This is a genomic window from Treponema rectale (assembly GCF_014202035.1).
GTDB classification, from domain to species: Bacteria; Spirochaetota; Spirochaetia; order Treponematales; family Treponemataceae; genus Treponema_D; species Treponema_D rectale.
In genome coordinates this window covers 25,226-48,260 of the sequence record NZ_JACHFR010000001.1, presented here as the reverse complement: position 1 = coordinate 48,260, position 23,035 = coordinate 25,226, and the positions used below count along the sequence as shown (strand labels likewise).

The 23,035-nt window shown below is 42.4% G+C and carries 18 protein-coding genes; 10 read left to right on the top strand and 8 right to left on the bottom strand.

Features of this window, described 5'->3' with window-relative positions; translation table 11 throughout:
• Window positions 1-228 precede the first annotated feature (228 nt).
• From pflB to HNP77_RS00165, 3 genes are all read left to right on the top strand, one after another.
• Window positions 229-2,586 (top strand): formate C-acetyltransferase, encoded by a 2,358-nt coding sequence (gene pflB, locus HNP77_RS00175; RefSeq protein ID WP_184651141.1) that lies wholly within the window; start codon window positions 229-231, stop codon window positions 2,584-2,586.
• Between the two features lie 210 nt (window positions 2,587-2,796).
• Window positions 2,797-4,842: a PP2C family protein-serine/threonine phosphatase gene (locus tag HNP77_RS00170; protein ID WP_184651140.1), complete on the top strand. Its 2,046-nt coding sequence runs from the start codon at window positions 2,797-2,799 to the stop codon at window positions 4,840-4,842.
• A 60-nt stretch (window positions 4,843-4,902) separates the two neighbouring features.
• On the top strand, window positions 4,903-6,555 hold the full coding sequence (locus HNP77_RS00165) for a nucleoside kinase (protein WP_184651139.1): 1,653 nt from the start codon (window positions 4,903-4,905) through the stop codon (window positions 6,553-6,555).
• Window positions 6,556-6,814: 259 nt separating this feature from the next.
• On the opposite strand, the gene fliJ is transcribed toward HNP77_RS00165, so the two are convergent.
• From fliJ to flgB, 8 genes are all read right to left on the bottom strand, one after another.
• A complete protein-coding gene (gene fliJ, locus HNP77_RS00160) occupies window positions 6,815-7,246 on the bottom strand; it encodes a flagellar export protein FliJ (RefSeq protein WP_184651138.1) in 432 nt (143 codons plus the stop codon).
• Entirely contained in the window at window positions 7,243-8,598 is a 1,356-nt protein-coding gene (locus tag HNP77_RS00155) for a FliI/YscN family ATPase (RefSeq protein WP_184651137.1), read from the bottom strand. The genes fliJ and HNP77_RS00155 overlap by 4 nt, the downstream gene beginning before the upstream one ends.
• Before the next feature lie 2 nt (window positions 8,599-8,600).
• Complete coding sequence (gene fliH, locus HNP77_RS00150; RefSeq protein WP_184651136.1) at window positions 8,601-9,533, bottom strand: flagellar assembly protein FliH; 933 nt, start codon at window positions 9,531-9,533, stop codon at window positions 8,601-8,603.
• A gap of 109 nt (window positions 9,534-9,642) precedes the next feature.
• Window positions 9,643-10,707, bottom strand: coding sequence for a flagellar motor switch protein FliG (fliG, locus tag HNP77_RS00145; RefSeq protein WP_184651135.1), 1,065 nt, complete (start codon window positions 10,705-10,707; stop codon window positions 9,643-9,645).
• A gap of 3 nt (window positions 10,708-10,710) precedes the next feature.
• On the bottom strand, window positions 10,711-12,414 hold the full coding sequence (gene fliF / locus HNP77_RS00140; RefSeq protein WP_184651134.1) for a flagellar basal-body MS-ring/collar protein FliF: 1,704 nt from the start codon (window positions 12,412-12,414) through the stop codon (window positions 10,711-10,713).
• Window positions 12,415-12,593: 179 nt separating this feature from the next.
• A complete protein-coding gene (gene fliE / locus HNP77_RS00135; protein ID WP_184651133.1) occupies window positions 12,594-12,932 on the bottom strand; it encodes a flagellar hook-basal body complex protein FliE in 339 nt (112 codons plus the stop codon).
• Window positions 12,933-12,962: 30 nt separating this feature from the next.
• Window positions 12,963-13,424, bottom strand: a complete 462-nt coding sequence (gene flgC / locus HNP77_RS00130) for a flagellar basal body rod protein FlgC (protein ID WP_184651132.1) — start codon at window positions 13,422-13,424, stop codon at window positions 12,963-12,965.
• Between the two features lie 38 nt (window positions 13,425-13,462).
• Window positions 13,463-13,894, bottom strand: a complete 432-nt coding sequence (flgB, locus tag HNP77_RS00125; RefSeq protein ID WP_184651967.1) for a flagellar basal body rod protein FlgB — start codon at window positions 13,892-13,894, stop codon at window positions 13,463-13,465.
• Window positions 13,895-14,028: 134 nt separating this feature from the next.
• On the opposite strand from flgB, the gene HNP77_RS00120 reads away from it, so the two are divergent.
• The 7 genes from HNP77_RS00120 (at window position 14,029) to HNP77_RS00090 (ending at window position 22,868) form a co-directional block, all read left to right on the top strand.
• Window positions 14,029-14,658 carry a nucleotide exchange factor GrpE gene (locus HNP77_RS00120; protein WP_184651131.1) on the top strand — a complete coding sequence of 210 codons (630 nt, stop codon included), beginning with the start codon at window positions 14,029-14,031 and terminating at the stop codon, window positions 14,656-14,658.
• 74 nt (window positions 14,659-14,732) lie between these two features.
• On the top strand, window positions 14,733-16,688 hold the full coding sequence (gene dnaK, locus HNP77_RS00115) for a molecular chaperone DnaK (protein WP_184651130.1): 1,956 nt from the start codon (window positions 14,733-14,735) through the stop codon (window positions 16,686-16,688).
• A 167-nt stretch (window positions 16,689-16,855) separates the two neighbouring features.
• Entirely contained in the window at window positions 16,856-17,995 is a 1,140-nt protein-coding gene (gene dnaJ, locus HNP77_RS00110) for a molecular chaperone DnaJ (protein WP_184651129.1), read from the top strand.
• 93 nt (window positions 17,996-18,088) lie between these two features.
• Complete coding sequence (locus tag HNP77_RS00105; RefSeq protein ID WP_184651128.1) at window positions 18,089-19,492, top strand: PP2C family protein-serine/threonine phosphatase; 1,404 nt, start codon at window positions 18,089-18,091, stop codon at window positions 19,490-19,492.
• 1 nt (window position 19,493) lies between these two features.
• On the top strand, window positions 19,494-21,677 hold the full coding sequence (locus HNP77_RS00100) for a PP2C family protein-serine/threonine phosphatase (RefSeq protein ID WP_184651127.1): 2,184 nt from the start codon (window positions 19,494-19,496) through the stop codon (window positions 21,675-21,677).
• A complete protein-coding gene (locus HNP77_RS00095) occupies window positions 21,677-22,012 on the top strand; it encodes an STAS domain-containing protein (protein ID WP_184651126.1) in 336 nt (111 codons plus the stop codon). The genes HNP77_RS00100 and HNP77_RS00095 overlap by 1 nt, the downstream gene beginning before the upstream one ends.
• Window positions 22,002-22,868, top strand: coding sequence for a M15 family metallopeptidase (locus HNP77_RS00090; protein WP_246428830.1), 867 nt, complete (start codon window positions 22,002-22,004; stop codon window positions 22,866-22,868). Before HNP77_RS00095 ends, HNP77_RS00090 begins: the two co-directional genes overlap by 11 nt.
• Window positions 22,869-23,035 lie beyond the last annotated feature (167 nt).

The following is a 23,035-nucleotide window of genomic DNA, read 5'->3' as shown; positions in this document are numbered from 1 at the left end:
CTTAATGTCAGTGACAATAATCCGCTCACCGAAGGTGAACACCTGCACTTTCCCCTCAATGCCGTTGAATAAATATATTGCTTGCGATATATTTAAAGCAGGTCAATTATTATTGTTAAACTTGTACAGGACACTGTATGTCCGTGAGACTCATCATCGTAGAATGCTGAGAAGCGAGAAACTGCGCGTACCGGGTACAAAATCTAACAGTCATAAAGAGGTTTTATTATGATCGAAAGAGACGAATGGAACGGATTTGCAGGCCGTTTATGGAAGGAAGAAGTTAACGTACGTGACTTCATTCAGAACAACTACAAGCCTTACGATGGAAATGAGGACTTCCTCGCAGGCCCTACAGATGCAACAAAGAAACTTTTCGACGAGCTTCAGAAATTGCAGAAGGAAGAACACAACAAGAAGTGTGTAGGTAAAGACGGAAAAGTACGCACAGGCGTTCTTGACATGGACACAAGCATTGTTACAGGTCTTACCTCTCACCCAGCAGGATACATCTGTCCGGAAGGAAAAGAACTTGAAAAAGTTGTAGGTCTTCAGACAGATAAGCCTCTTAAGAGAGCTTTCATGCCTTATGGTGGTATCAACATGGCTGTTCAGTCATGCGAAATGTACGGTTATGATGTAGATCCGGAACTTAAAAAGATCTTTACTGTATACCACAAAACACACAACCAGGGTGTATTCGATGTTTACACACCTGAACACAGAGCAGTACGTTCTGCACACATTCTTACAGGTTTGCCTGATACATACGGACGCGGACGTATCGTTGGTGACTACCGCCGTGTAGCACTTTACGGTATCGACCAGCTCATCAAGTACAAGCAGGCTGACTTTGCAAACATCGGTGACGGAACAATGACTGAAGAAGTTATCCGTCTTCGTGAAGAAGTTACTGATCAGATCAACGCTCTTAAGGGAATGAAAGAAATGGCAGCCCTCTACGGATTTGACATTTCTCAGCCTGCTAAGAACGCTCGTGAAGCATTCCAGTGGCTTTACTTCGGATACCTTGCAGCAATCAAGACACAGAACGGTGCAGCTATGTCTGTAGGCCGCGTATCTACATTCCTTGACATCTACATCGAACGTGATATCAAGGCAGGAATCCTTACAGAAGCAGAAGCACAGGAACTTGTAGACCACTTCGTAATGAAGTGCCGCATGGTTCGCTTTGCCCGCATTGAATCTTACAACCAGCTCTTCTCAGGAGACCCTATCTGGGCTACTCTTGAAGTTGGTGGTCTCGGACAGGACGGACGTTCAATGGTAACAAAGAACGACTACCGCTTCCTCCACACTCTCGAAAACATGGGTCCTTCACCAGAACCTAACATGACAGTTCTTTACGCTAAGCGCCTTCCGGAAAACTTCCGCCGCTACTGTGCAAAGATTTCTATCGATACATCTTCTATCCAGTACGAAAATGATGACGTAATGCGCCCTGTATGGGGAGATGATTACTCAATCTGCTGCTGTGTATCAGCTACACAGACTGGTAAGGAAATGCAGTTCTTCGGTGCACGTGCAAACCTTGCAAAAGCTCTCCTTTACGCTTTCAACGGTGGTAAAGATGAATGCCTTAAGAGAGGTATGCAGATTGGACCTAACTATGAACCAATCACAGCTGACGTAATCGATGCTTCTAACTACAAGGAAGTAGAAAAGAAATACGTTCAGATGCTTGAATGGCTTGCTGATGTATACGTAAATGTTCTTAATGCAATTCACTATATGCATGACAAGTACTACTACGAAGCAGCAGAACTTGCTCTTGAAGATACTGACATCAAACGCACATTTGCTACAGGTATCGCAGGATTCTCACACGTTGTAGACTCACTTTCTGCAATGAAATATGCAAAAGTACATGTTAACCGCGAAAAGGTTGAAGTAAAAGACAAGGCCGGAAACGTTATCGATACTGTTACACTGGTTAAGGACTTCACTGTAGAAGGTGACTTCCCACGCTACGGACAGGATGATGACCGCGCTGACGACATTGCAGTATGGCTTCTCAAGACATTCATGGGAATGATCCGCAAGCACCCTACATACCGCAACGCAGAACCTTCTACTTCTATCCTTACAATTACTTCAAATGTTGTATACGGAAAAGCTACAGGTGCACTTCCTAACGGACGCCCTGCAGGAGCTCCTTTCTCACCAGGTGCTAACCCATCTTACGGTGCAGAAACAAAGGGTCTCATCAAGTCCCTCAACTCTGTTGCTAAGCTTCCATATCACTACGCTCTGGACGGTATTTCTAATACTCAGACAATCAACCCAAGCGCTCTCGGACATGACAAGAACGAACAGATTGATAACCTTGTAAATGTTCTTGACGGATACTTTGACGTAGGTCCAGAATCTGGACACGCTGGTGCACACCACCTTAACGTTAACGTATTCGGAGTTGAAAAGCTTAAGGACTGCCAGGCTCATCCTGACAAGCCTGAATATGCAAACTTCACAGTTCGCGTATCTGGTTATGCAGTTCGCTTCATCAACCTTACAAAAGAACAGCAGGATGACGTTATTGCTCGTACCTGCCACGCATCTCTGTAATAAGAAGCGCTTATACAAGTATCAGATGAAAGTCTGATACTGAAAGGGACTGTCCATAAAACAACAGGGCAGTCCCTTTTTTATTTTAAATAATTTTTCTTGTCCCCGTAAAAAACCCGTGTTATACTGAAAATCCTTTCCTTAGGAAACCGAAATTTAAATTTTAGTTTCCTAAAGTAAGTATTACATAAAGTTTTTCAGGAGAAACGGATGAAATCTAAACTCTCATTTTTATCAATTCTCATTATTTCCGCAGGCTTATTTTTTTCGGGATGCAGCAGCGGAGAATCTTTCAGGCTTTACCCTGCAGACAGCTGGCTTTATTCAACAGAGCAGGACGAAAACATTGCCCTGGCCTCAGGCTTTCAGAATCTGCCGGAAGAGGATTTTTCTTCCCTTTACAGGCTTATTGACGCTAAAAGCGGTTTTATATGGCTAAAATACAACTTCATGGTTCCAAAGGAGCTTAAAAATAAAGATATTTCCCTATATGCAGGCAGAATCTGTATGGCAGACGTCGCCTATATAAACGGAATTCAAATCGGTAATGCAGGGGTCATGCCGCCAGAAAATGAATTCAGCGCATGGAACGAAACCCGGTGCTACCACATTCCTTCCGCCTCACTGAAGGAATACAGTAATAACGAGCTCATACTTAAAATATGGACGCACGGAGAAGGCTCCATTTCTAAATCAATTTTTATCGGAACTACTGAAGATGCCCGTAGCGCCGCTAAAACAGAACAGTTTTTTAATTCCACCCTTACACTCATGTGTGCCCTCTGCATGATTGTAATAGGGATTTACTCAATTATATTTTACTTTTTCCGGCACATCGACAGAGAATACCTTTACTTTTCCATCCTTAACCTTGTAGCCGCAGCCTATCTTTCTGTCTGGTACCTTCAGGACCTCTTCGAACTGTCATTTCTGCCGTTTACCTTCATAAGTTTTCAGAAAGTAATGTCCGGTTTCATGGTGTTCATTCTTGCATCCATTTTAATTGAATTCGTAAATGCCTACGTTCACAGAAAAGAACGTAAAATACTTAAAATAATAAGGTATGTCCTCATAATAATTCCTGCAGTACTGATTTTCTCTCAGAAAGATTACACTGACCTGCGTAATATACAGAATATTCTTCATATTCTCATGATTCCTTTTATTGCATACCTCCTTTTTACAATAATACGGTCAATCGTAATAAAAAGAGACGGAGCTGTTTCCCTGACAATAGGATTCATTCCATTTATCATATGTCTGACAATCGACATGATACCGCACACCCTCTTAGGCTATGCAGATCTTCCATTCTTAAGTACCTACTCCTGGATGGTCGTAATAATGAGCTTTCTTGTAATTCTTGCCCGCAGATTCGTAAAAGCAAGAAATGAGGCAGAAGACCTTAACATAAATCTCGAAAGAAAAGTCGAATCCAGAACAAAGGAACTTTCTCTGTCCAATGAGAATCTTGAAAAAGCAAATGCAGAACTGGAACAGATAAACCAGAGGGCTCAGCAGGACATGAATCTGGCCATAAGCGTTCAGCGTAACTTCTATGCACAGAAAGCCCCTTCCGTTGACGGCTGGGAAATCGCCTATACTTTCAGACCGATGGCCGGTGTTTCCGGAGATCTTTACGATTTCTTCCACAAAGACAGAACATTTAAAGGCTGCTGTCTCTTTGACGTTTCAGGACACGGAATTTCTTCAGGACTGGTAACAATGCTTTCAAAAAACATAATTATGAATGAATTTGAAAACGGACAGAATGACAGCCTTACTTCCGTAATGGAACGGATAAGTACAAAAATCGGAAACGATAAAGGACAGATAGAAAATTACCTTACAGGAATTCTTTTACGGATCAACGGCAGTAAAGTTGAATATGTAAACGGCGGGCATCCTGCCCTTCTGTGTAAATCCGGAATCTCAGGAAAAGTAGTACCGGCACAGACAAAAAAACAGAGCAGCGGATCCCTTATAGGCATACCGTATCTTCCGACAGACTTTTCCGGTATTACCTTTGATGTAAAATCAGGAGACAGTCTTCTTCTCTATACAGACTGTCTGTATGAATCCCGTAACGCACAGGGGGAAGAACTGGGAGCTGAAGGAGTAAAAAATATTTTTGCAAAATGCAGATCAGGAAGTGCCGCAGAACAGCTTGAATCCCTACTGGAACTTTTTAACCAGCACACAAAAGATGTTCCTTTAACGGACGACCTTACGATAATTGTTCTGAAAAAACTTTAATTTACTTACTCTTCATACTTAAATTTGAAATCTCACAATTCCTAGATTATAATTTCAAGTATGAAGAAGATAACTATTAAATTTACAGATAATTCCTCAATTGAAGTTGAAAATGAAATCCGTCCCGTTACTATTTTAGAGCGGCTCGGAGGTAACGGCAGAAAAATAATAGCTGTAAAAGCTGACAACGAAATCCAGTCTCTTGATACACCTGTAGACATCAGTTGTACTCTTGAACCGGTATTTCTTGATACAAAAGAAGGCTCTGCAATCTACAGACGTTCCCTCTGTTTTGTACTTGCTGCAGCTGCACAGAAACTGTTCCCTACTGCAAGACTTCTTGTAGGTCACAGTCTGGGCTACGGTTATTATTACACCCTTGATACAGGTAAGCCGCTGAGTGAAGATCAGATCAGCGCACTTAAAACTCAGATGGATAAAATCATCAGTGAAGATAAGGTTATCGAGACTGAGTTTATTTCATATAAAGAAGCCTGTGAACTGCTGGAAAAGCTCAACCTTACAGAAACCCGCAAGCAGCTTAACTACCGCTGTCCTGCAAAAATAAAAATCAACCGCATGGATGATTTCTCTGATGTATACTTCGGACCTCTTACCAGCTCAACAGGATGCCTCAAAGTATTTGAATTAAAGCCATATCATGAAGGATTCCTTCTCAGGTTCCCTAAACATGATTCTCCTGATTCCCTTACAGAATTTAAGGACCAGCCTAAACTCTTTCAGATTTACAAGCGTTACAAGGAATGGGGCAAACGCCTTAACGTAACCTCAGCTGCTTCCCTTAACCAGCTTATTCATGACCGTCAGATTACTGATTTTATAAATATTACGGAAACTCTTCAGGTAAAATGCATTTCTGACATTGCAGCACAGATTCAGGAAAAAAAGACCGCCCGTGTTGTTCTTATCGCAGGCCCGTCTTCTTCCGGAAAAACAACAACCAGTAAAAAGCTTTCACTTCAGCTGCAGGCCCTCGGCTACACACCAAAAGTAATCAGTCTTGACTCCTATTATGTCGGCAGAGCTGAAACGCCTAAAGATGAAAACGGTAACTACGATTACGAATGTCTTGAAGCACTTAACATAAAACTTTTGAATGAAAACCTTGTTGATCTTTTTGAAGGAAAGACAATCAAGCTTCCGTCCTATGATTTCCATGAAGGAGTCAGCTATTTTAAAGGCGACACTATGAATCTCGGACCGTCAGACATCCTCGTAATGGAAGGAATTCACGGCCTTAACGACAAACTTACGCCTCTTGTTCCTGCTGAATATAAGTTTAAGATTTATCTTTCGGCACTTACACAGCTGAATCTTGACGACCACAACCGCATTGCAACAAGTGACAACCGCCTTATCCGAAGAATAGTCCGTGACTCTCAGTTCCGCGGAAAAAGTGCAGCTGACACAATCGGAATGTGGGATAACGTTCAGAAAGGAGAAAGACTCCATATCTTCCCGTTCCAGAACAATGCAGATGCAATGCTGAATACGGCCCTCGATTACGAACTTGCCGTTCTTAAGGTATACGCAGAACCGCTGCTCCGCTGTGTTACTCCAAACCAGAAAGAGTATTCTGAAGCAAGCAGGCTTCTTCAGTTCCTGAACTTCTTCTCAACTCTTCCTGCAACAGCAGTACCGAATCAGTCAATAATCCGTGAATTTATCGGTGGTTCCGCTTTCCATTACTAAAAAATTAATGAAAAGAACACAGGGGGATGACCAATAAGTTTAAAAAGTGTCATTTTCGGGCTGTCAACAACTTTTTATAAGTGTCATTTTCGGGGATGACCAATAAGTTTACATCCTAGTGTCATTTTCGGGCCCGACCCGAAAATCCCCCTGCATGAGATTGCCGCATCAAGTGCGGCAATGACAGGGTGACGAGTGTGGCAATGACAGGGTGTCGAGCACGGCAATGACTCATACTTTTTGGACAGCCCCCTTTTTTTTACTCCTTAAAACCAAATCTTGATGTAACGATATCCTCAGCCTCAGTCTCTTCTTCCTTCAGAACATCTTCTTTCCATTGATTAAACTTTTTTTCCCTGAGTTTTTCCAGAACCTTTACCTTCTGCATCGCTTCCTTAACAGCCTGACGTCTCTGATCAGCAATGATTTCAAGTTCTGCTATCTGCTTGAAAAGTTCTTCTTTTTTTGCATCCAGTAATGTAAAATACTGCTGACTCTGACTGATAAAAGAAAAATCCTTACATCCCCGCCCCTGTTCAACTACCCGGGCATGAGACGCTGCAATTTCTTTCAGCTGATTCTGTAAAGCTGCAATCTGAGAATTAATCTTACCCAGCTCTCCTTCAGCCTGTTTCTGTTCAAAACGACGCAGGTCAAGGATTTTATCCATACTGAATTCAAACTTTTTCATGCAAACTGTGGCTGAGACGTGTATTCTTCAGGAGGAATTTCTATTCCGCTTAAAACAGAAAGCTTCTGTAAAGTCTGTTCCATGGAACTTTCTTCATACTCTTCCTGACATAAAAACTCTTCAATTGCCTGATGATGCTCTATTGCTTCATCTATCTCAGGGGAATTTCCCTTCTGATAGACACCGGCTATTATCATTTCTTCCTGCTGGGCATAAGTTGCCATCCAGGCTTTAACACGCTGAACCGCCTTAAGGGTATTCTTTCCATTAACTTTACGTGCAAGACGGCTGATACTTGGAAGAACATCAATTGCAGGATAATGCTGGCGTTCCTGAAGCTGACGGCTTAAAATGATATGGCCGTCAAGAATACCGCGCACAGCGTCGCTTACAGGCTCATCCATTTCTCCGCCTTCTACCAGAACCGTATAGAAAGCAGTAATTGTTCCCTTATCATTGGCTCCGGCACGCTCAAGAAGTTTCTGAATCATATTAAAAGTACTTGCCGGATATCCGCGGCGCTGAGGAGGCTCTCCGTTAGAAGAACCCACATCCCTCTGTGCCTGGGCAAAACGGGTAATGGAATCAATCATAAGCATGACATTTTTTCCCTGATCCCTGAAATATTCGGCAATGGCAGTTGCAACATATGCAGCCCGAATCTTTGCAATCTGCGACAGATCTCCTGTTGCAGCAACAACTACAGAACGCTTTAATCCTTCTTCACCAAGGTCATTCATAATGAACTCAGGAACTTCTCTTCCACGCTCTCCGATAAGTGCTATTACGTTTATGTCAGCATCAGTATTCCGAGCAATCATTCCCATAAGAGTACTTTTACCGACTCCGGAACCTGCAAAAATTCCCAGACGCTGTCCCTTTGCAACAGTAAGAAGGGCATCTATTGCACGAACTCCTGTACTTACCCTGCTGTCAAGAGTCTTCCTGGTAAGAAACGCAGGTGCTGAAGCCACAGCCGGATAATAATCACTGCAGGAAATATCGCCCTTACCGTCACAAGGCCGGCCAAGACAATCAACAACCCGCCCGATAAGACCTTCTCCCACAGGAACTTCAAGAAGATGTCCGCTTCCTACAACTGCAGCACCTACTTCAATTCCTTCTGTGGTACTGAAAGGCATGAGTTTGACAGTCTTACCGTCAAGAGAAATAACTTCTGCAAGAATTTCCGTATTTTTACTTTTTACTTCAATCGTACAGATTTCACCAATAACTGAACTTGGACCAAGACTTTCTATGAAACTTGAATTTACAGAAGTAACTGTTCCGGTATATTTAATCGGTTCCGTACGCTGTACAATCTTTGTGTATTTATCAAAGAATTTTTCCATAATTATGCGTCCGGATTTATAACTTCTGCCTTGCTGACAGTCTTAATTGGAGCAATATTAAGAATCTGAGTTTCAAGTTCTCCAAGCTGACTTGAGATACGTGCATCAATGGCACCGAAATCAGTTTCTACAATACAGCCGCCCTTTTCTACAGAGCTGTCTTCCACAATATGAATATTCTGAATATTTTCTACTTCGCGGATAAAATCCTGAGTATGTTCGGTAGTAAGCTTAATATCTGCAAGATTAACACGAAGGGTAACGTCTCCGCGGCCTTTAACCTTTTTAAGAGCCTGTACTACGTTAGAAAGAATTACGCTCTTCTGGCTGTCACTCATTATCTTTACAACCTTACGGGTCATAAGAATTACAAGATCTACAATCTGCTGTTCCGTTCCGTCAAGAATTTCCTGTCTGCGCTGTAAAACTGCATCTATTATAGTATGCATTTCTGCAACAAGACGGTCTGCCTCTGCTTTTCCGGCAGTATATCCTGACTCAGAACCGCTGTTATAACCTGCTTTTTCTGCCTGAGAAGTTATGTCAGCTTCCTGAGCATGAGCCTTTGCAATAATTTCTGCGGCTTCAGCCTTTGCCTTTTCAAGAATGGTCTTTACTTCTTCCTGGGCTGAGTTTCTTATAATGGCAGCCTGATCCGACTGTCTCTTTACCTGTTCAAAAGCAGCTTCCTCTGCATTTTTTACTATCTGATCTGCCTGAGCCTGTGCATCCGCAAGCATGCGGGCTTTTTCTTCTTCCCAGCTTTTCTTGAAGGCTTCTGCTTCACGACGAAGATCATCTGCCGTAGGACCTGTGTATTCAGGTTCAACAACTTCTTCAACTTCAACAGGAGGGGCAAACTCCTTTGTAAGTTTGAGCATTACTTCGCCTTCTTTTGCAGTTATCTGATTTGCTCTGAATACACTCTGTGCCATAAAAATCCCTTTTATACAATCATTTCATCATCTCCACCGCAGGGCGAGCATCGACCGCGGTCTTATTTACGGTAACGCTTACCTTTACTGCGAACAGACATAATGTTTTCTATACAATCATTTCATCATCTCCACCGCGGGCGATGACAACTTCTCCACTGTCTTCGAGACGTCTGATAACGCTTACAATCTTCTGCTGGCTTTCTTCTACGTCCTTCAAGCGTACAGGTCCCATGAATTCCATATCTTCTTTAAGCATACTTGCGGCACGCTTTGACATGTTGCGGAAAATCTTATCCTGAACTTCCGTATCAACAGACTTAAGGGCCTTTGCAAGTTCCTGCTGGTCAACTTCACGCAGAACTTTCTGAATGGCACGGTCGTCGAGCATAACGATATCTTCGAATACGAACATGCGCTTCTTGATTTCTTCTGCAAGTTCCGGATCATCTTCTTCAAGAGTTTCAATAATGGCCTTTTCAGAAGAACGGTCAACAAGGTTAAGGATTTCAACGATGGAATCAACACCACCGGCGGCAGTATAGTCTTCACTGGACAATGTAGAAAGTTTTTTCTCAAGAACGCGTTCTACTTCACGGAGAACGTCAGGAGAAGTACGGTCCATTGTTGCAAGACGTTTTGATACTTCCGGCTGAATTTCTGCAGGAAGGTTCTGAAGAATGGTTGCAGCCTTCTGCGGATCCAGATAAGCAAGAATAAGTGCTATCGTCTGAGGATATTCCTGCTGAACGAAGTTAAGAAGGTGTGCCGGGTCAGTACGACGGATAAAATCAAACGGACGAACCTGAAGGCTTGAAGTAAGCCTGTTAATGATATCAATAGCTTTCTGAGAACCGAGAGATTTTTCCAGAAGTTCGCGGGCAAAATCAATACCACCGGTAGTGATAAAGTTCTGTGCCTGCATAAGTTCCTGGAATTCCTCAAGAACCTGATCCTTAAAATCTGCATCAATCGTATCAAGTCTGGCAATCTCAAAAGTAATCTGTTCAACTTCATCATCACGAAGATGTTTCATTACTTCTGCAGAAACTTCACTTCCCAAAGCAACAAGGAATATGGCAGCCTTCTGACGACCGGTCAAGCTTTTATAATCTTTAATACCGCCCTTTTTCTTACTGGAAGCAGCCGGTTTTATTGTTTTATCATCAGCCATTGATTATTCCTCCATGAGCCATGTACGGATAAGCATTGCAACATCTTCAGGATGCTCTTTTGCCATAGCAACGGCATTTTCCTGAAGTTCGGCACGTTTGCGTTCCTCGACGGACATTGTAACTTCCATACCCTGCTCTTTTGCATCCCACAAAGCCTTTTCTCTTTCTTCCTGCTGTCTTCTGCGTTCTTCTTCTTCCCGAAGACGGCGGCGGCGTTCAATTTCGCGGGTAATGATTCTAAAGAGAATAAATGCAACAAGAACAACCGTTACACCAACAAGTATAAGTACAATCGTCTTATTACGCTGCTTACGGGCACGTTCTGCTGCATCAGCCTTTTCAAATTCATCAGTATGATCAACAGGAATGTTAGTAACAGTTACCACATCCCCTTTTTTTGCATTATAACCTACAGCCCCCTGAACAAGTCTGGTTATTTCTTTAAGCTGCTCTTCTGAAATAGCCGTATATTCACGCTGAATTGCTCCGTCTTCCATAACAAGTTCACCGCTCTTGTCACGGATTTCTTTCCATGTGCCGTCAATATTTACAGAAACCGTCAGACGCTGAATCATCGGGCTTTCTTTGGCATTTATATTCTTTTCATTGAGAACATAGTTTGTCTGGGTAGAAACCTTTTCCTGTTTTCCAATCAGGTTACTGGCATCTTCATAAACCGCAGGATTCTGTCCTTCAACTCCAGAAGGTCCTTCCGGATTAAGCCCGGTACCTGTAAAACTTTCAGAAACCTTTATTTCAGAAACTGCAACCTTTTCGCGAACATCAGAATCGTCATAAGGAGTATCCTGATTATCTTCCTTTAAGGTAACACCACCGTATTCCTTTGCAGTATATGATTTTTCGGAAAGATCCATGTCTATCTTCATGTTTACATAATCAACACGTTTTCCGAAAATAGGCTTGATCTGCTGAAGGACGCGTCCGCGGTACTCATTTTCAAGCCCCTGGATAAGACGCTGCTGCTTGTCAATATTTGTAATACGGTCAGTTTCTTCCATTCCTTCAAAATTATTAATTTCTTTATTTGTAGCACCGTCTACAATAGAGATATTTTCTCTTGAAAGCCCTTCAACGCTTTTTTCTATAAGGTGTTCAATTCCCTTTATGCTTGTTTTATTTGTAAGTACATCATCATAACCGGCTGCATAGAGAATAACACTGGCAGTTACAGGTTTTGCCTGATCAGTAAAATATGTATCTTCCGGAAGACTGAGGGTTACGTTAGCATCACGGATTCCGCTTAAACTCTTAAGGTGCTGGGCTACAACCTGCTCCATGGCACGCTTCCACTTTACCTTGTCATCAAAATCATTGCGAGACCAGCTGGTTTCGTTAAACAGGTCATAAGGATTCATTCCCTTAGGCTCAAGATTTTCTGCAATAAGGATGCTGCGGTACTGCATTGCTATCTTTTCGTTATCTACAGAAATATAGTTATCAGAAGAAACATAGGCCTGAACATTATCTTTGGAAAGACGCATGAGAATTGCATTCCGTTCAGTCTCACTTGTTACAGGAGCATTAAAAAGACGTACTGTAGTAGGCCTAGAAGAACCTACAAAAAGCCATACGACAGCGGCAAGAACTGCAACTACTATACCAATGGCTATACCTTTCTGAACTTTAGTCCACTTAGACCATCTATCACTTAAAGACGCTGTAAACTGCTTAAAGCGTTCGTTCATCATCCCCTCCAGAGAACGAATCTATCTATATAATAGAAAATATATCACGTATAGGCTGATTTGAAAAGGGTAAAAGTCTTAAGGGAAAGCTTTTATTGTCCTGCATCACCGGCGTCCTGAAAAACATCAGATGCATTACAAAAAAAAATGCCGTGAAAACCACGGCAATAATACAAATACTATCTGTTCTGAGAAAGTTCCGTCCATCCGGTTACAATGCGGTCAATAACCGACTTTGCAAGGGAAAGTGAACTCTGGGCCTTTGCCATTGCAATAGTTACATCATGAATATCCACGCTGTCAGGATCTGTAACAATCTGCTTCTGAAGGGCTGATACTTCAACCTGCTGGTCATTCATCTTGCTGACTGCATCAAGAAGATAGGTTTCAAAAAGACCTTTTCTCTCAGGAACTGCTCCCACTGACTGAACGCCGGCATCCTTTACAACCTTTGACGTACCGCCAATATGATCAACCCTGGTAGCAGTCATATTATCTATGTCAAATGAAATATTCATAACTTCCCCCTCTTAAAGCGATTGTATCACTTAGCGCGAGGCAATCTCAAGGGCAGCACTGAACATTTCCTTACTTCCCTGAATTACAGAACTGTTGGCTTCATACGCCCTGTTTGCATCAATCATGTTAACCATTTCGTTAACGATGTTTACGTTAGGATACTCAACATATCCCTTATGAGGACCGGACTGAATTGCATCTGGATGCCCCGGATCAAAAACCAGACGGCCTTTCTCACTATCCTTAACTATTTTGCTTACGCGGACACCCTTTCCAGGACCATTATCCATTCCTTCATTAAGAAACGGACTTCTCCATACAGGATTATCCTTTGCAATCGGCTCCACAATTACAGTCTGCTTGCGATAAGCACCGCCTTCCTGCGTACGGGTTGTAGTTGCATTTGCAATATTGTTTGAAATAACGTCACTTCTAAGACGCTGAACGCTCATTCCTGTAGCAGCAATATTTATACTGGTAAAAAGTCCCATATTTACAACCTCTCTATAGAAAACTTTACAAAATCAGGCTATTTGCTGCTTCTCATCGCAACATCAAGCTGACTGAACTGAAAACTGGTAAGCTGAGTCAGAAGCCGGTACTGTTCCTGAATCTGAACAAGAGTCATAGCTTCTTCTTCTGCATCAACATTGTTACCGTTTGCCTTTACAGAAGTACTCCAGTCTGTTACGCGCCTCGGTTCTACATCAAGCCAGCTTTTTCCTTCCGGAGTACCGAAATGAAGCGGATTCGTAACAGTAAGCTTAAAAGGATTAGCTTTTGCATTTTCTTCAGATTCAAATGCCCGCTTAAGTTCACTTTCAAAATTTACATACTGCTTCTTGTATTTAGGAGTCTCACTGTTGGCAATATTATTTGCCGTAACCTGATAACGAAGGCTTGCAACATCCATCGAACGGTGGAGAAGTTCTACTGAACCAAAAAAATCATTCATTCCCATACCTATAAAATCGGCAGACTGGCTTTTTTGTTTAGTTTTTTCCAATATAAAACAATTTTTTTACAAATTTTCTTGACGATTGAACTTTATTTTTATTATCTTATTCAGCAAAAGATAAAGGAAAATACGACAAAATGGCTAATGAAGAAATCAAAGAGCAGGAGAATGCAGAAGCTGAAGCTGAAACAACTCAGGCTCAGACAGAAAACCAGGAAACTTCACAGACTGAAACCGAAGGGGCAGCAGCTCAGGATGAAACAGCCGCTGAAGAAAAAACTTCTGAAACAGATGAAGTTACAGCCCTTAAAAACAAGGTGGAGCAGCTGGAAAAAGAAAATGCCGACCTCAAAGATCAGGTTTTACGCCGTGCAGCAGATTTTGAAAACTACCGCAAGCGCATGATCCAGGAAAAGCAGGAAGCCTTTGACTTTGCGAACACAAACCTGCTTAAGGACCTTCTGGACAGTCTTGACAACTTTGACCGTACGGTAGAAGCAGCAGCCACTGCAACGGATCCTAAATCAATTGCAGACGGTGTTTCAATGATAAGCAAAAGCATGGTAAGCATGCTTGAAAACAAGTACAATCTTGTTTCTTACGGTGCCGTTGGAGACGCTTTTGATCCTAACATCCACGAAGCTATCGGAATGCAGGAAGGAGACGTTTCAGAAGAACAGCTGGCAGCAGTTTACCTTAAAGGATACAAACTTAAAGACAGGGTTATCCGCCATGCAAAAGTCATGGTAGTTAAACCTAAGGCATAGCAGGCTGAGGATATCCGCTGGTATTACTTCCGGATTACCTCACTTAAACAATAAAAGTATAGGAGATAAATAAAATGGGAAAAATTATTGGTATTGACTTGGGAACAACAAACTCTTGTGTTGCCGTTATGGAAAACGGTGAACCTGTTGTAATCCAGAACTCTGAAGGCGGAAGAACAACTCCGTCAATCGTTGGTTTTACAGCTAAAGGAGACAGAATCGTAGGTCTTCCTGCTAAAAACCAGATGGTAACAAACCCTAAGAACACAGTTTACTCAGTAAAGCGCCTTATCGGTCACAGATTCAATGAACTTGAAGGAGAAGCAACAAAGCTTCCATACACAATTAAAGACCATGGTGCAGACGTTCGTGTAAGCGTTCAGGAAAACGGAGCAGAAAAGGAATACTCACCACAGGAAATCAGTGCATTCATCCTTCAGAAAATGAAGAAAACTGCAGAAGATTACCTTGGAGAACCAGTAACAGAAGCTGTTATTACAGTTCCTGCATACTTTAACGATGCTCAGCGTCAGGCAACAAAAGACGCAGGTAAAATTGCAGGTCTTGACGTAAAGCGCATCATCAACGAACCTACAGCAGCTTCTCTTGCTTTCGGTTTCAACAAAGATCAGAAATCAGAAAAGACTATCGCAGTATATGACCTTGGTGGCGGTACATTTGATATTTCCATCCTTGAACTTGGCGACGGTGTATTTGAAGTTAAATCTACAAACGGTAACACACACCTTGGTGGAGATGACTGGGACCGCCGAATCGTAAACTGGCTTATTGACCAGTTCAAGGCAGATACAGGCATCGACCTTTCAGGTGACTCTATGGCTATGCAGCGTCTCCGTGAAGCAGCTGAAAATGCAAAAATCAGCCTTTCAAACCAGACAACTGCAGAAATCAACCTTCCGTTCATCACAGCTGACTCAACAGGTCCAAAACACCTTCAGAAGTCAATTACACGCGCTCAGTTTGAACAGATGACTGATGACCTCTTTGAAGCAACCCGTGAACCTTGTCAGAAGGCAATGCGTGATGCAGAAATCACAGCAGACAAAATCGATGAAGTTCTTCTCGTCGGCGGTTCAAGCCGTATGCCTAAAGTTCAGGAAATCGTAAAATCAATCTTCGGAAAGGAAGGAAGCCGTTCTGTAAACCCTGATGAAGCAGTTGCCATCGGTGCAGCCGTACAGGGTGGTGTTCTTGCAGGAGACGTTAAGGACGTTCTTCTTCTTGACGTTACACCTCTTTCACTCGGTATCGAAACAATGGGCGGTGTATTTACACGCCTTATCAACCGCAATACTACAATTCCTACAAAGAAGAGTCAGGTATTCTCTACTGCTGCCGACAACCAGACTGCAGTAAGCATCCACGTTCTTCAGGGTGAACGGGAAATGGCTGCCCAGAACCGTACACTCGGAAACTTTGACCTTACAGACATTCCACCGGCACCACGTGGAGTACCACAGATTGAAGTTACCTTCGACATCGATGCAAACGGTATCGTACACGTTTCTGCAAAAGACATGGGTACAGGAAAAGAACAGCACATTCAGATTCAGTCTTCTTCAGGTCTCAGCGAAGAAGAGATCAACCGCATGGTAAAAGACGCAGAAGCAAATGCTGATGCAGATAAGAAGAAGCGTGAATCCATCGATGCCCGCAACGAAGCAGATTCTCTTGTTTACCAGACAGAAAAGACCCTCAAGGATCTCGGTGACAAAGTAAATGCAGAGGACAAAGCAAAAGTTGAGACAGCTGCAAACGAACTTAAGGAAGCCCTCAAGGGTGATGACATTGAAGCAATCAAAGCTAAATCAGAAGCCCTCAAGCAGGCTTCTTACAAGATTGCAGAAGAACTTTACAAGCAGCAGGCAGCAAACGGCGGTGCACAGGGAGCAAATCCAGGTGCAGGTGCAGGAGCTGACGCAGGAGCAGGTTCTTCAAATGCAGGTGCATCAGGCTTCAACAAGGCAAATGCAGACGATGCAGAATACGAAGTAAAGGATGACAAATAATCGTCAGAAATAAAGATATTCTGAATCAGGAATACTCATGCAGCCTCCGTCAATTGCGGCGGGGGCTGTTTTTTGATAAACTACACCCCATAAAGTGTACAGGAAACCCCGGAAATACAAATGCAGAAGTTTTCGGGACGACCCAAATCTATTTTTAGGAAAACATCATGGCCGCTAAACGTGATTATTACGAAGTTCTTGGAATCGATAAAAGTGCAGACAAAGAAACAATAAAAAAAGCATACCGCAAGCTTGCAGTAAAATATCATCCAGACAGAAATCCGGGCGATAAAGAAGCTGAAGAAAAATTCAAGGAAGCAACGGAAGCTTATGAAGTCCTCTCTGATGAACAGAAACGTCCTATTTATGACCAGTACGGTTTTGCTGGTCTTGACGGAATGGGCGGAGCCGGAGGCGGACAGGGCTATTCTCACGCATTCCATGATTTCAGCGATCTTTTTGGAGGTGCAGGCGGTTTCAGCGATATCTTCGAAAGTTTCTTCGGAGGCGGCGGTTCCAGTTCAAGAAACAGGCGTAATGACAACGACGGTGCAAGCTTACGCGTAGGTCTTGAAATTTCACTTAAAGAAGCAGCCTACGGATGTAAAAAAGACATACGCTTCACTCATAAAGAAGCCTGTCCTGAATGCCACGGTTCAGGAGGAGCAGCAGGTTCCAGCAGAAAAACCTGTCCTACATGTCATGGTGCAGGTCAGGTAAGAAGAAGTGCAGGATTTTTCTCTGTACAGCAGACCTGTCCTACCTGCGGCGGCAAAGGAACTACAATCGACAAGCCATGTACAAGCTGCCGCGGAAGCGGAGTTTACAATAAAACAACAACCATTGCCCTTACAGTTCCACCGGGAACAGAAGACGGAGCAAGAAAGATTGTTCACGGAATGGGTGATGCCGGCATAAACGGCGGAACAAACGGAGACCTTATCGTAATAATCCAGGTTGAGCCGGACCGCTATTTTGAACGCAGCGAATATGACCTTTACTGTGCAGTTCCTATATCAGTGGCACAGGCTATTCTCGGTACCGACATAACGATAAAAGGACTTGATGACAGGGCAATAACCATAAAAGTACCGGCAGGAACAACTAACGGAAAGCTCCTCAGAGTCAGAAATGAAGGCATTCCTTATGCTAATTCCGGTAAAAAAGGCGATCTCTACGTTAAGTTCATCGTACAGCTGCCTACAAAACTTTCTTCTGAACAGAAAGCTGCCATGGAAGCATATGCCCGTTACGAAAAGGCAACGACAGAACCTTCAAAGATTCCTCTGGACAGCCTGCAGAACTAAATTAACGACGGAGTATTTTACTCAATTAAACGATACTTTTTGCCGATAGTATGGTATAATTCTACAACACAAACTAAGAATTTGAGGTCAGAAATGTATCAGGCAAAAAGACGAATTTCGGTATTCATAACGAACGTCATATTAATTGCGTTCTTCACTTTTACTGTAATAAGCGTAATTCCAGTCCTGCGGAGAAATTCACCTAAAAACTCTCCGCTGGCAACTCTGGTAACCATCGGCATCGCTTTCGGTATCGTAACGGTTACTTCCCGAATAGCTGCCGTTTACCTTACAAAAAAAGCTGCAGAAAGTTCCCTTGAGGAAGGTGAAACTGAAATTCTTTCAAATTTCATTGAAAAACTCCGTTTCTGTTACTCTCTTGATGAATTTAATGAAATCGTATCGCAGGTTCTTGAAATAGAAGGAGACTGCTCCGTTCTCTATATTGACCGGGAACAGAACTATATCCTTTACAACAGCCCTGACCGCCTGACCTGTTCAAAAGACATAACTGATAAACTTGAACGAAACTATTCCAAAGAATGGAAAGACGGACTTTACTTTCTTGGAGAGAACTACGGTGTCGTAACGACTTCAAAAAAAGCCCGCGGTTTTCTTTTGGTACACAACAAGCAGCATCTTTATGTATTCTGCCGTTATACGAAACTTTTTGACCACTATATATTCAAAAGCCTTTACGAGGAATACTGCAGATTCCAGAGCCGTATCAAGACAATTGCCCAGCTTTCTGAAATTTCTTCCCTCTCTAAAGACTGGAACCAGCTGGCAGAAACACAGCGCTCCTTCCTTCCGCCGTCAATGCCTTTTATCAATAAACTTTCCATTGCAGCATATTACAAACCGCTCGTTAACGTTTCCGGTGACTATTATACAGTCCTTCCTGTTTCGGAAACAAAAACCCTTCTCATGCTCGGGGACGTATCAGGTAAAGGTCTTGCCGCAGCCTTAGTCATGGGTCTCGTAATGAATACCGTAAAAAACATCGCCAACAAGGAAAACCTCAGCGGGGTGATTCAGGCTGTAGATAAAGCTATCAAAGGAATGAAACTTCAGGATAAATATACTGTAGTTTTCATCGGAATCGTTGATACAGAAAGAATGGTCATCAGATATGTAAATGCTTCCATGTCTGATCCGGTAGTAATTTCAAAATCACCGACAGGATACAAACTTAAGCCTCTGACTTCAAACTGTTCTCTTGTAGGTATCATTGACCTGCCTGATATAGAACCTTCTGAACTTAAACTTTTCCGCGGAGACGTCATTCTCATGGCATCAGACGGTGTTTCTGAAGTAATGGATAAAGACGGCGTTGAACTTGGAACAACCCAGCTCTATCAGGACACAATAAAGGCCAGTGCGGCAAAGAAGCCTGAAGAATTCATAAAGGATGTCGTTGACCTCATTCATTCATACAACGGCGGAGCAAAACTCAGGGACGACCTTACAATGATGGTTGCCAAGGTGGAGAGATAACATGATTTTTCTTTTACTGAATTTAATCGCATTTGCATTTACACTCAGGCTTGCATTCCGTACGGACAAAAAAATCGAGCTTGCAAAATACAGTACAGACCTTGTAAACCTGACACTTTTTTTAAGTATTCTGTTCCTTTTTTCAGCTGTAATGATTTCTTTAAGCCTTTGGGGCCCGGCACAGCTTTCGCTTTTCCTCGGACGCGTTACTATATTCCTTTTTGCCTGCTACAGCATATCAGCATCCATTTATATGGTAAGTTTTCCGCGCACGAACAGACAGAAGCCTAATGTATTCCTGTATATATTCAGGTGGGCAGCCTTCATACTTGCCTTCTACCTTGTTTTTTTTGCAAAAGGTTCCATCCTTTCACTGGGAATGAACGACAAACGGTTCATATTCCGTTCAGGATTCATTTTCCGCGGTGCAATGAGACGTACCTTCCACTACACATGGTTTGATCTTCTTTCTGCAATCTACATCTATGCTGTTCCTTGTTTCTTCCTTCTCCTTGCTGCAATCAAGGCAGAAAATACAGATGCAAGGCTTTTAAGGCAGAAAAGAATAATTACGATAATCGGAGTTCCGCTTTCATGGATCACCTGGTATTACATTAACTGGGCAAGCGAATATCAGCCACTCCTTTTTTCACTGTTTACCTTTACCTTCATTCCTCAAATCATCATGTTCTCATACGGAAGCAGCCTTGAGACTTTGTGGACGCCTTTAAGTTTTATCAAGTCCGCAGCTCGTATTGGAATCAGATACCTTCTTCCTGCTGCATTGGGAGGACTTTTGTTCCTTGCTCTGTCAGACCTTTACAGACAGAACCTCCCTCTGTTCATGATTCTTTATGTAACCGGAGTTTCTATCATCACATTCTTCTGGTACTATCTTGACCGCTTCATTCAGTCCAGGGATTTTTTACGTGACAACAACTACTCTGCAGAATTTGAAAAAGCAATTACTTCAATAGATTACGACGATGAACCTCAGGCAATTACGGAACACGTATATTCTACATTCCAGCGCTACCTTGATTCATCTTCCGTTTCCCTTCTTACAGACAACGGTTCTGAAAACGAACTTGAGACAGTCTACAGTTCAAACGGAACGACAGTTACTTTAAAAGTAGATCCTTCTGTATTTGATACCCTCCTCAATATGAATCATCCTGTTGTATTCAGGGAGTGGCTCATGCAGAATTCTTCCGTAAGCAACATCCGTTCCTACGCTATCGACATTCTTACGAAAACAAATTCTGATGCATTCATCATTCTTAATGAAGGCCGCCAGATTGTTGCAGTCCTTACCTTAGGAAAAAAACGCAACGGAAACGTTTATTCAGTTTACGACTACGAAGTTCTTAATAAATTCTATTCAAACATTTTCGTTGTAGGATATTACTTTAAGAACATTATGAACGAAGCCGTTATCGGTACGGTTAACCGCGAAATCCGCATGTCTGACCAGATCATTACTTCCATTCAGGAAAACATGGACTTCATCAAGAATCCTAAAGCAGACATAGGCTACCTTATGGTTCCGGCTCATAACATTGGTGGTGAATTCGTTGATATGATCCGCCTTAACGACCAGCGCTATATTTTCATCATCGGTGCACTTAACGGTAAAGGTATTGCAGCTTCCATGAACATGGTCATCCTTAAGTCCATTATCCGTACCTTCCTTGCTGAAACCACAGACTTCAAGCTTCTCGTTGAAAAGGTAAATACCTTCATCAGGGAATCTCTTCCTAAGGGATCATTCTTTGCAGGAACATTCGGACTTATAGACTTTACGTCTGACACTCTTTATTACATCAACTGCGGTGCCCCTGCCCTCTTCATGTATACAAAAACCTATAATAACGTAATCGAAATTCAGGGTGCCGGACGCATTCTTGGATTCGTTCAGGATATCGGCCCTCTTATCAAAGTAAAGAAAGTTAAGCTTTCTGAAGGGGACATGATTCTTGCATGTACGGACGGGCTTATTGAATCCCGATCCCTCCGCGGTGACGTATATGGAAAATCAAACATCCAGTCCAACTTTATGGAAAACTCCGGATACCCTGCAAACAAAATGGCACAGTTTGCATATGATTCCCTTGTTCACTTTACATCAAAAGAGCTGGATGATGACGTTACCATCCTTATCATAAAATATCATGGAGGCAAATAATGGATCAGCTTGCCATTAACGAAAAAGTCGGTGCTTACTACATGCTTCTGGAACTTTCAGGAGCTGTAAATGCCTATACTATTACAGAGTTGAAAACAAAAGTTTACAGTTATATTCTCGATTCCAACGTTGTTCTTGATATGTCTCAGGTAAGCCAGCTTGATTCTACAGGTCTTGGAGTCATTATTGCCGCCCATAACGACGGTGAAGGATGCGGTACTAAAATATTCATCCTTAATCCTTCAAATGAAGCCCGTCATTCTCTGGAAAAAACCGGATTTCTGGACACATTCAACATAATTCATTCCGTTACGGAGGTAAACGATGCGTTGTAGCCGTGTCCTTATCATTGGCGCATCACTTTTAATGCTGAATCCATTCAGTGCATGTTCAAAATCAAACACAAAAAATGTACCGGAAACAAAAGCTTTACCTGAAAACAAAACTGTTACTCAGGTAAAGGCTGTTTCTCCTGAAGTAAAAAAAGCAAAACTCGTATATTCAAAAATGAGCGGACGCTTCAAAAATGACATTCAGTTTAAGGATGATGCAGAAATAGAAAGCTTTATCGCAGACTTGAATGAAATTCTTGAAGAAGAAAAAACTTTTCCAGAAAACGATGTCAGTCTTTTTTACCTTATAGACAAAAAACATAACATCGGTTCTGATTACGTACCTGCAGAACTCATTCCAGTAAAGCAGTGCAGCCTGTTCAATGTAAGCCGCAATGACCTCAGCCTCAGAAAAGAAGCCTATGATGCACTGAAGGTTCTTTCTGAAGCAGCCCTGGCAGACGGAATAAAACTCATGGTAAGTTCCACCTACCGTTCCTACACTTATCAGACAGGTCTGTTCAACCGCTATGTTGCACAGGATGGAGTTGAACTTGCAGAACGGTACAGTGCCCGCCCTGGAACAAGCCAGCACCAGCTTGGAGTTGCAGTAGACTTCGGTTCAATTACAGACGACTGGGGTGATACAAAAATGGGAAAATGGGTGTACGAAAATGCAGCTAAATACGGCTGGTCCCTTTCTTTTCCAAGAGAATACGAAGACGTTACCGGCTATATGTGGGAATGCTGGCATTTCAGATACATCGGTGTAAAAGCCTGCCGTTTTCAGGAAAAATGGTTTAACAATATCCAGCAGTACATGCTTGAATTTATAAACGAATGGAACCTGACTGAATAATGTAAAACCGGCCGGGACGAAAAACCGGCCGTAATTTTATCACGACAGGTACTTTTAATAATCCATCAGCACGGGACTTACAGTCGGTTAATAAAGTTTAGCGTGCATTTTCTAAAAAAAATCAAATTATATTTATACATTTTTTCTTATGGTAATTGAATAAGAAT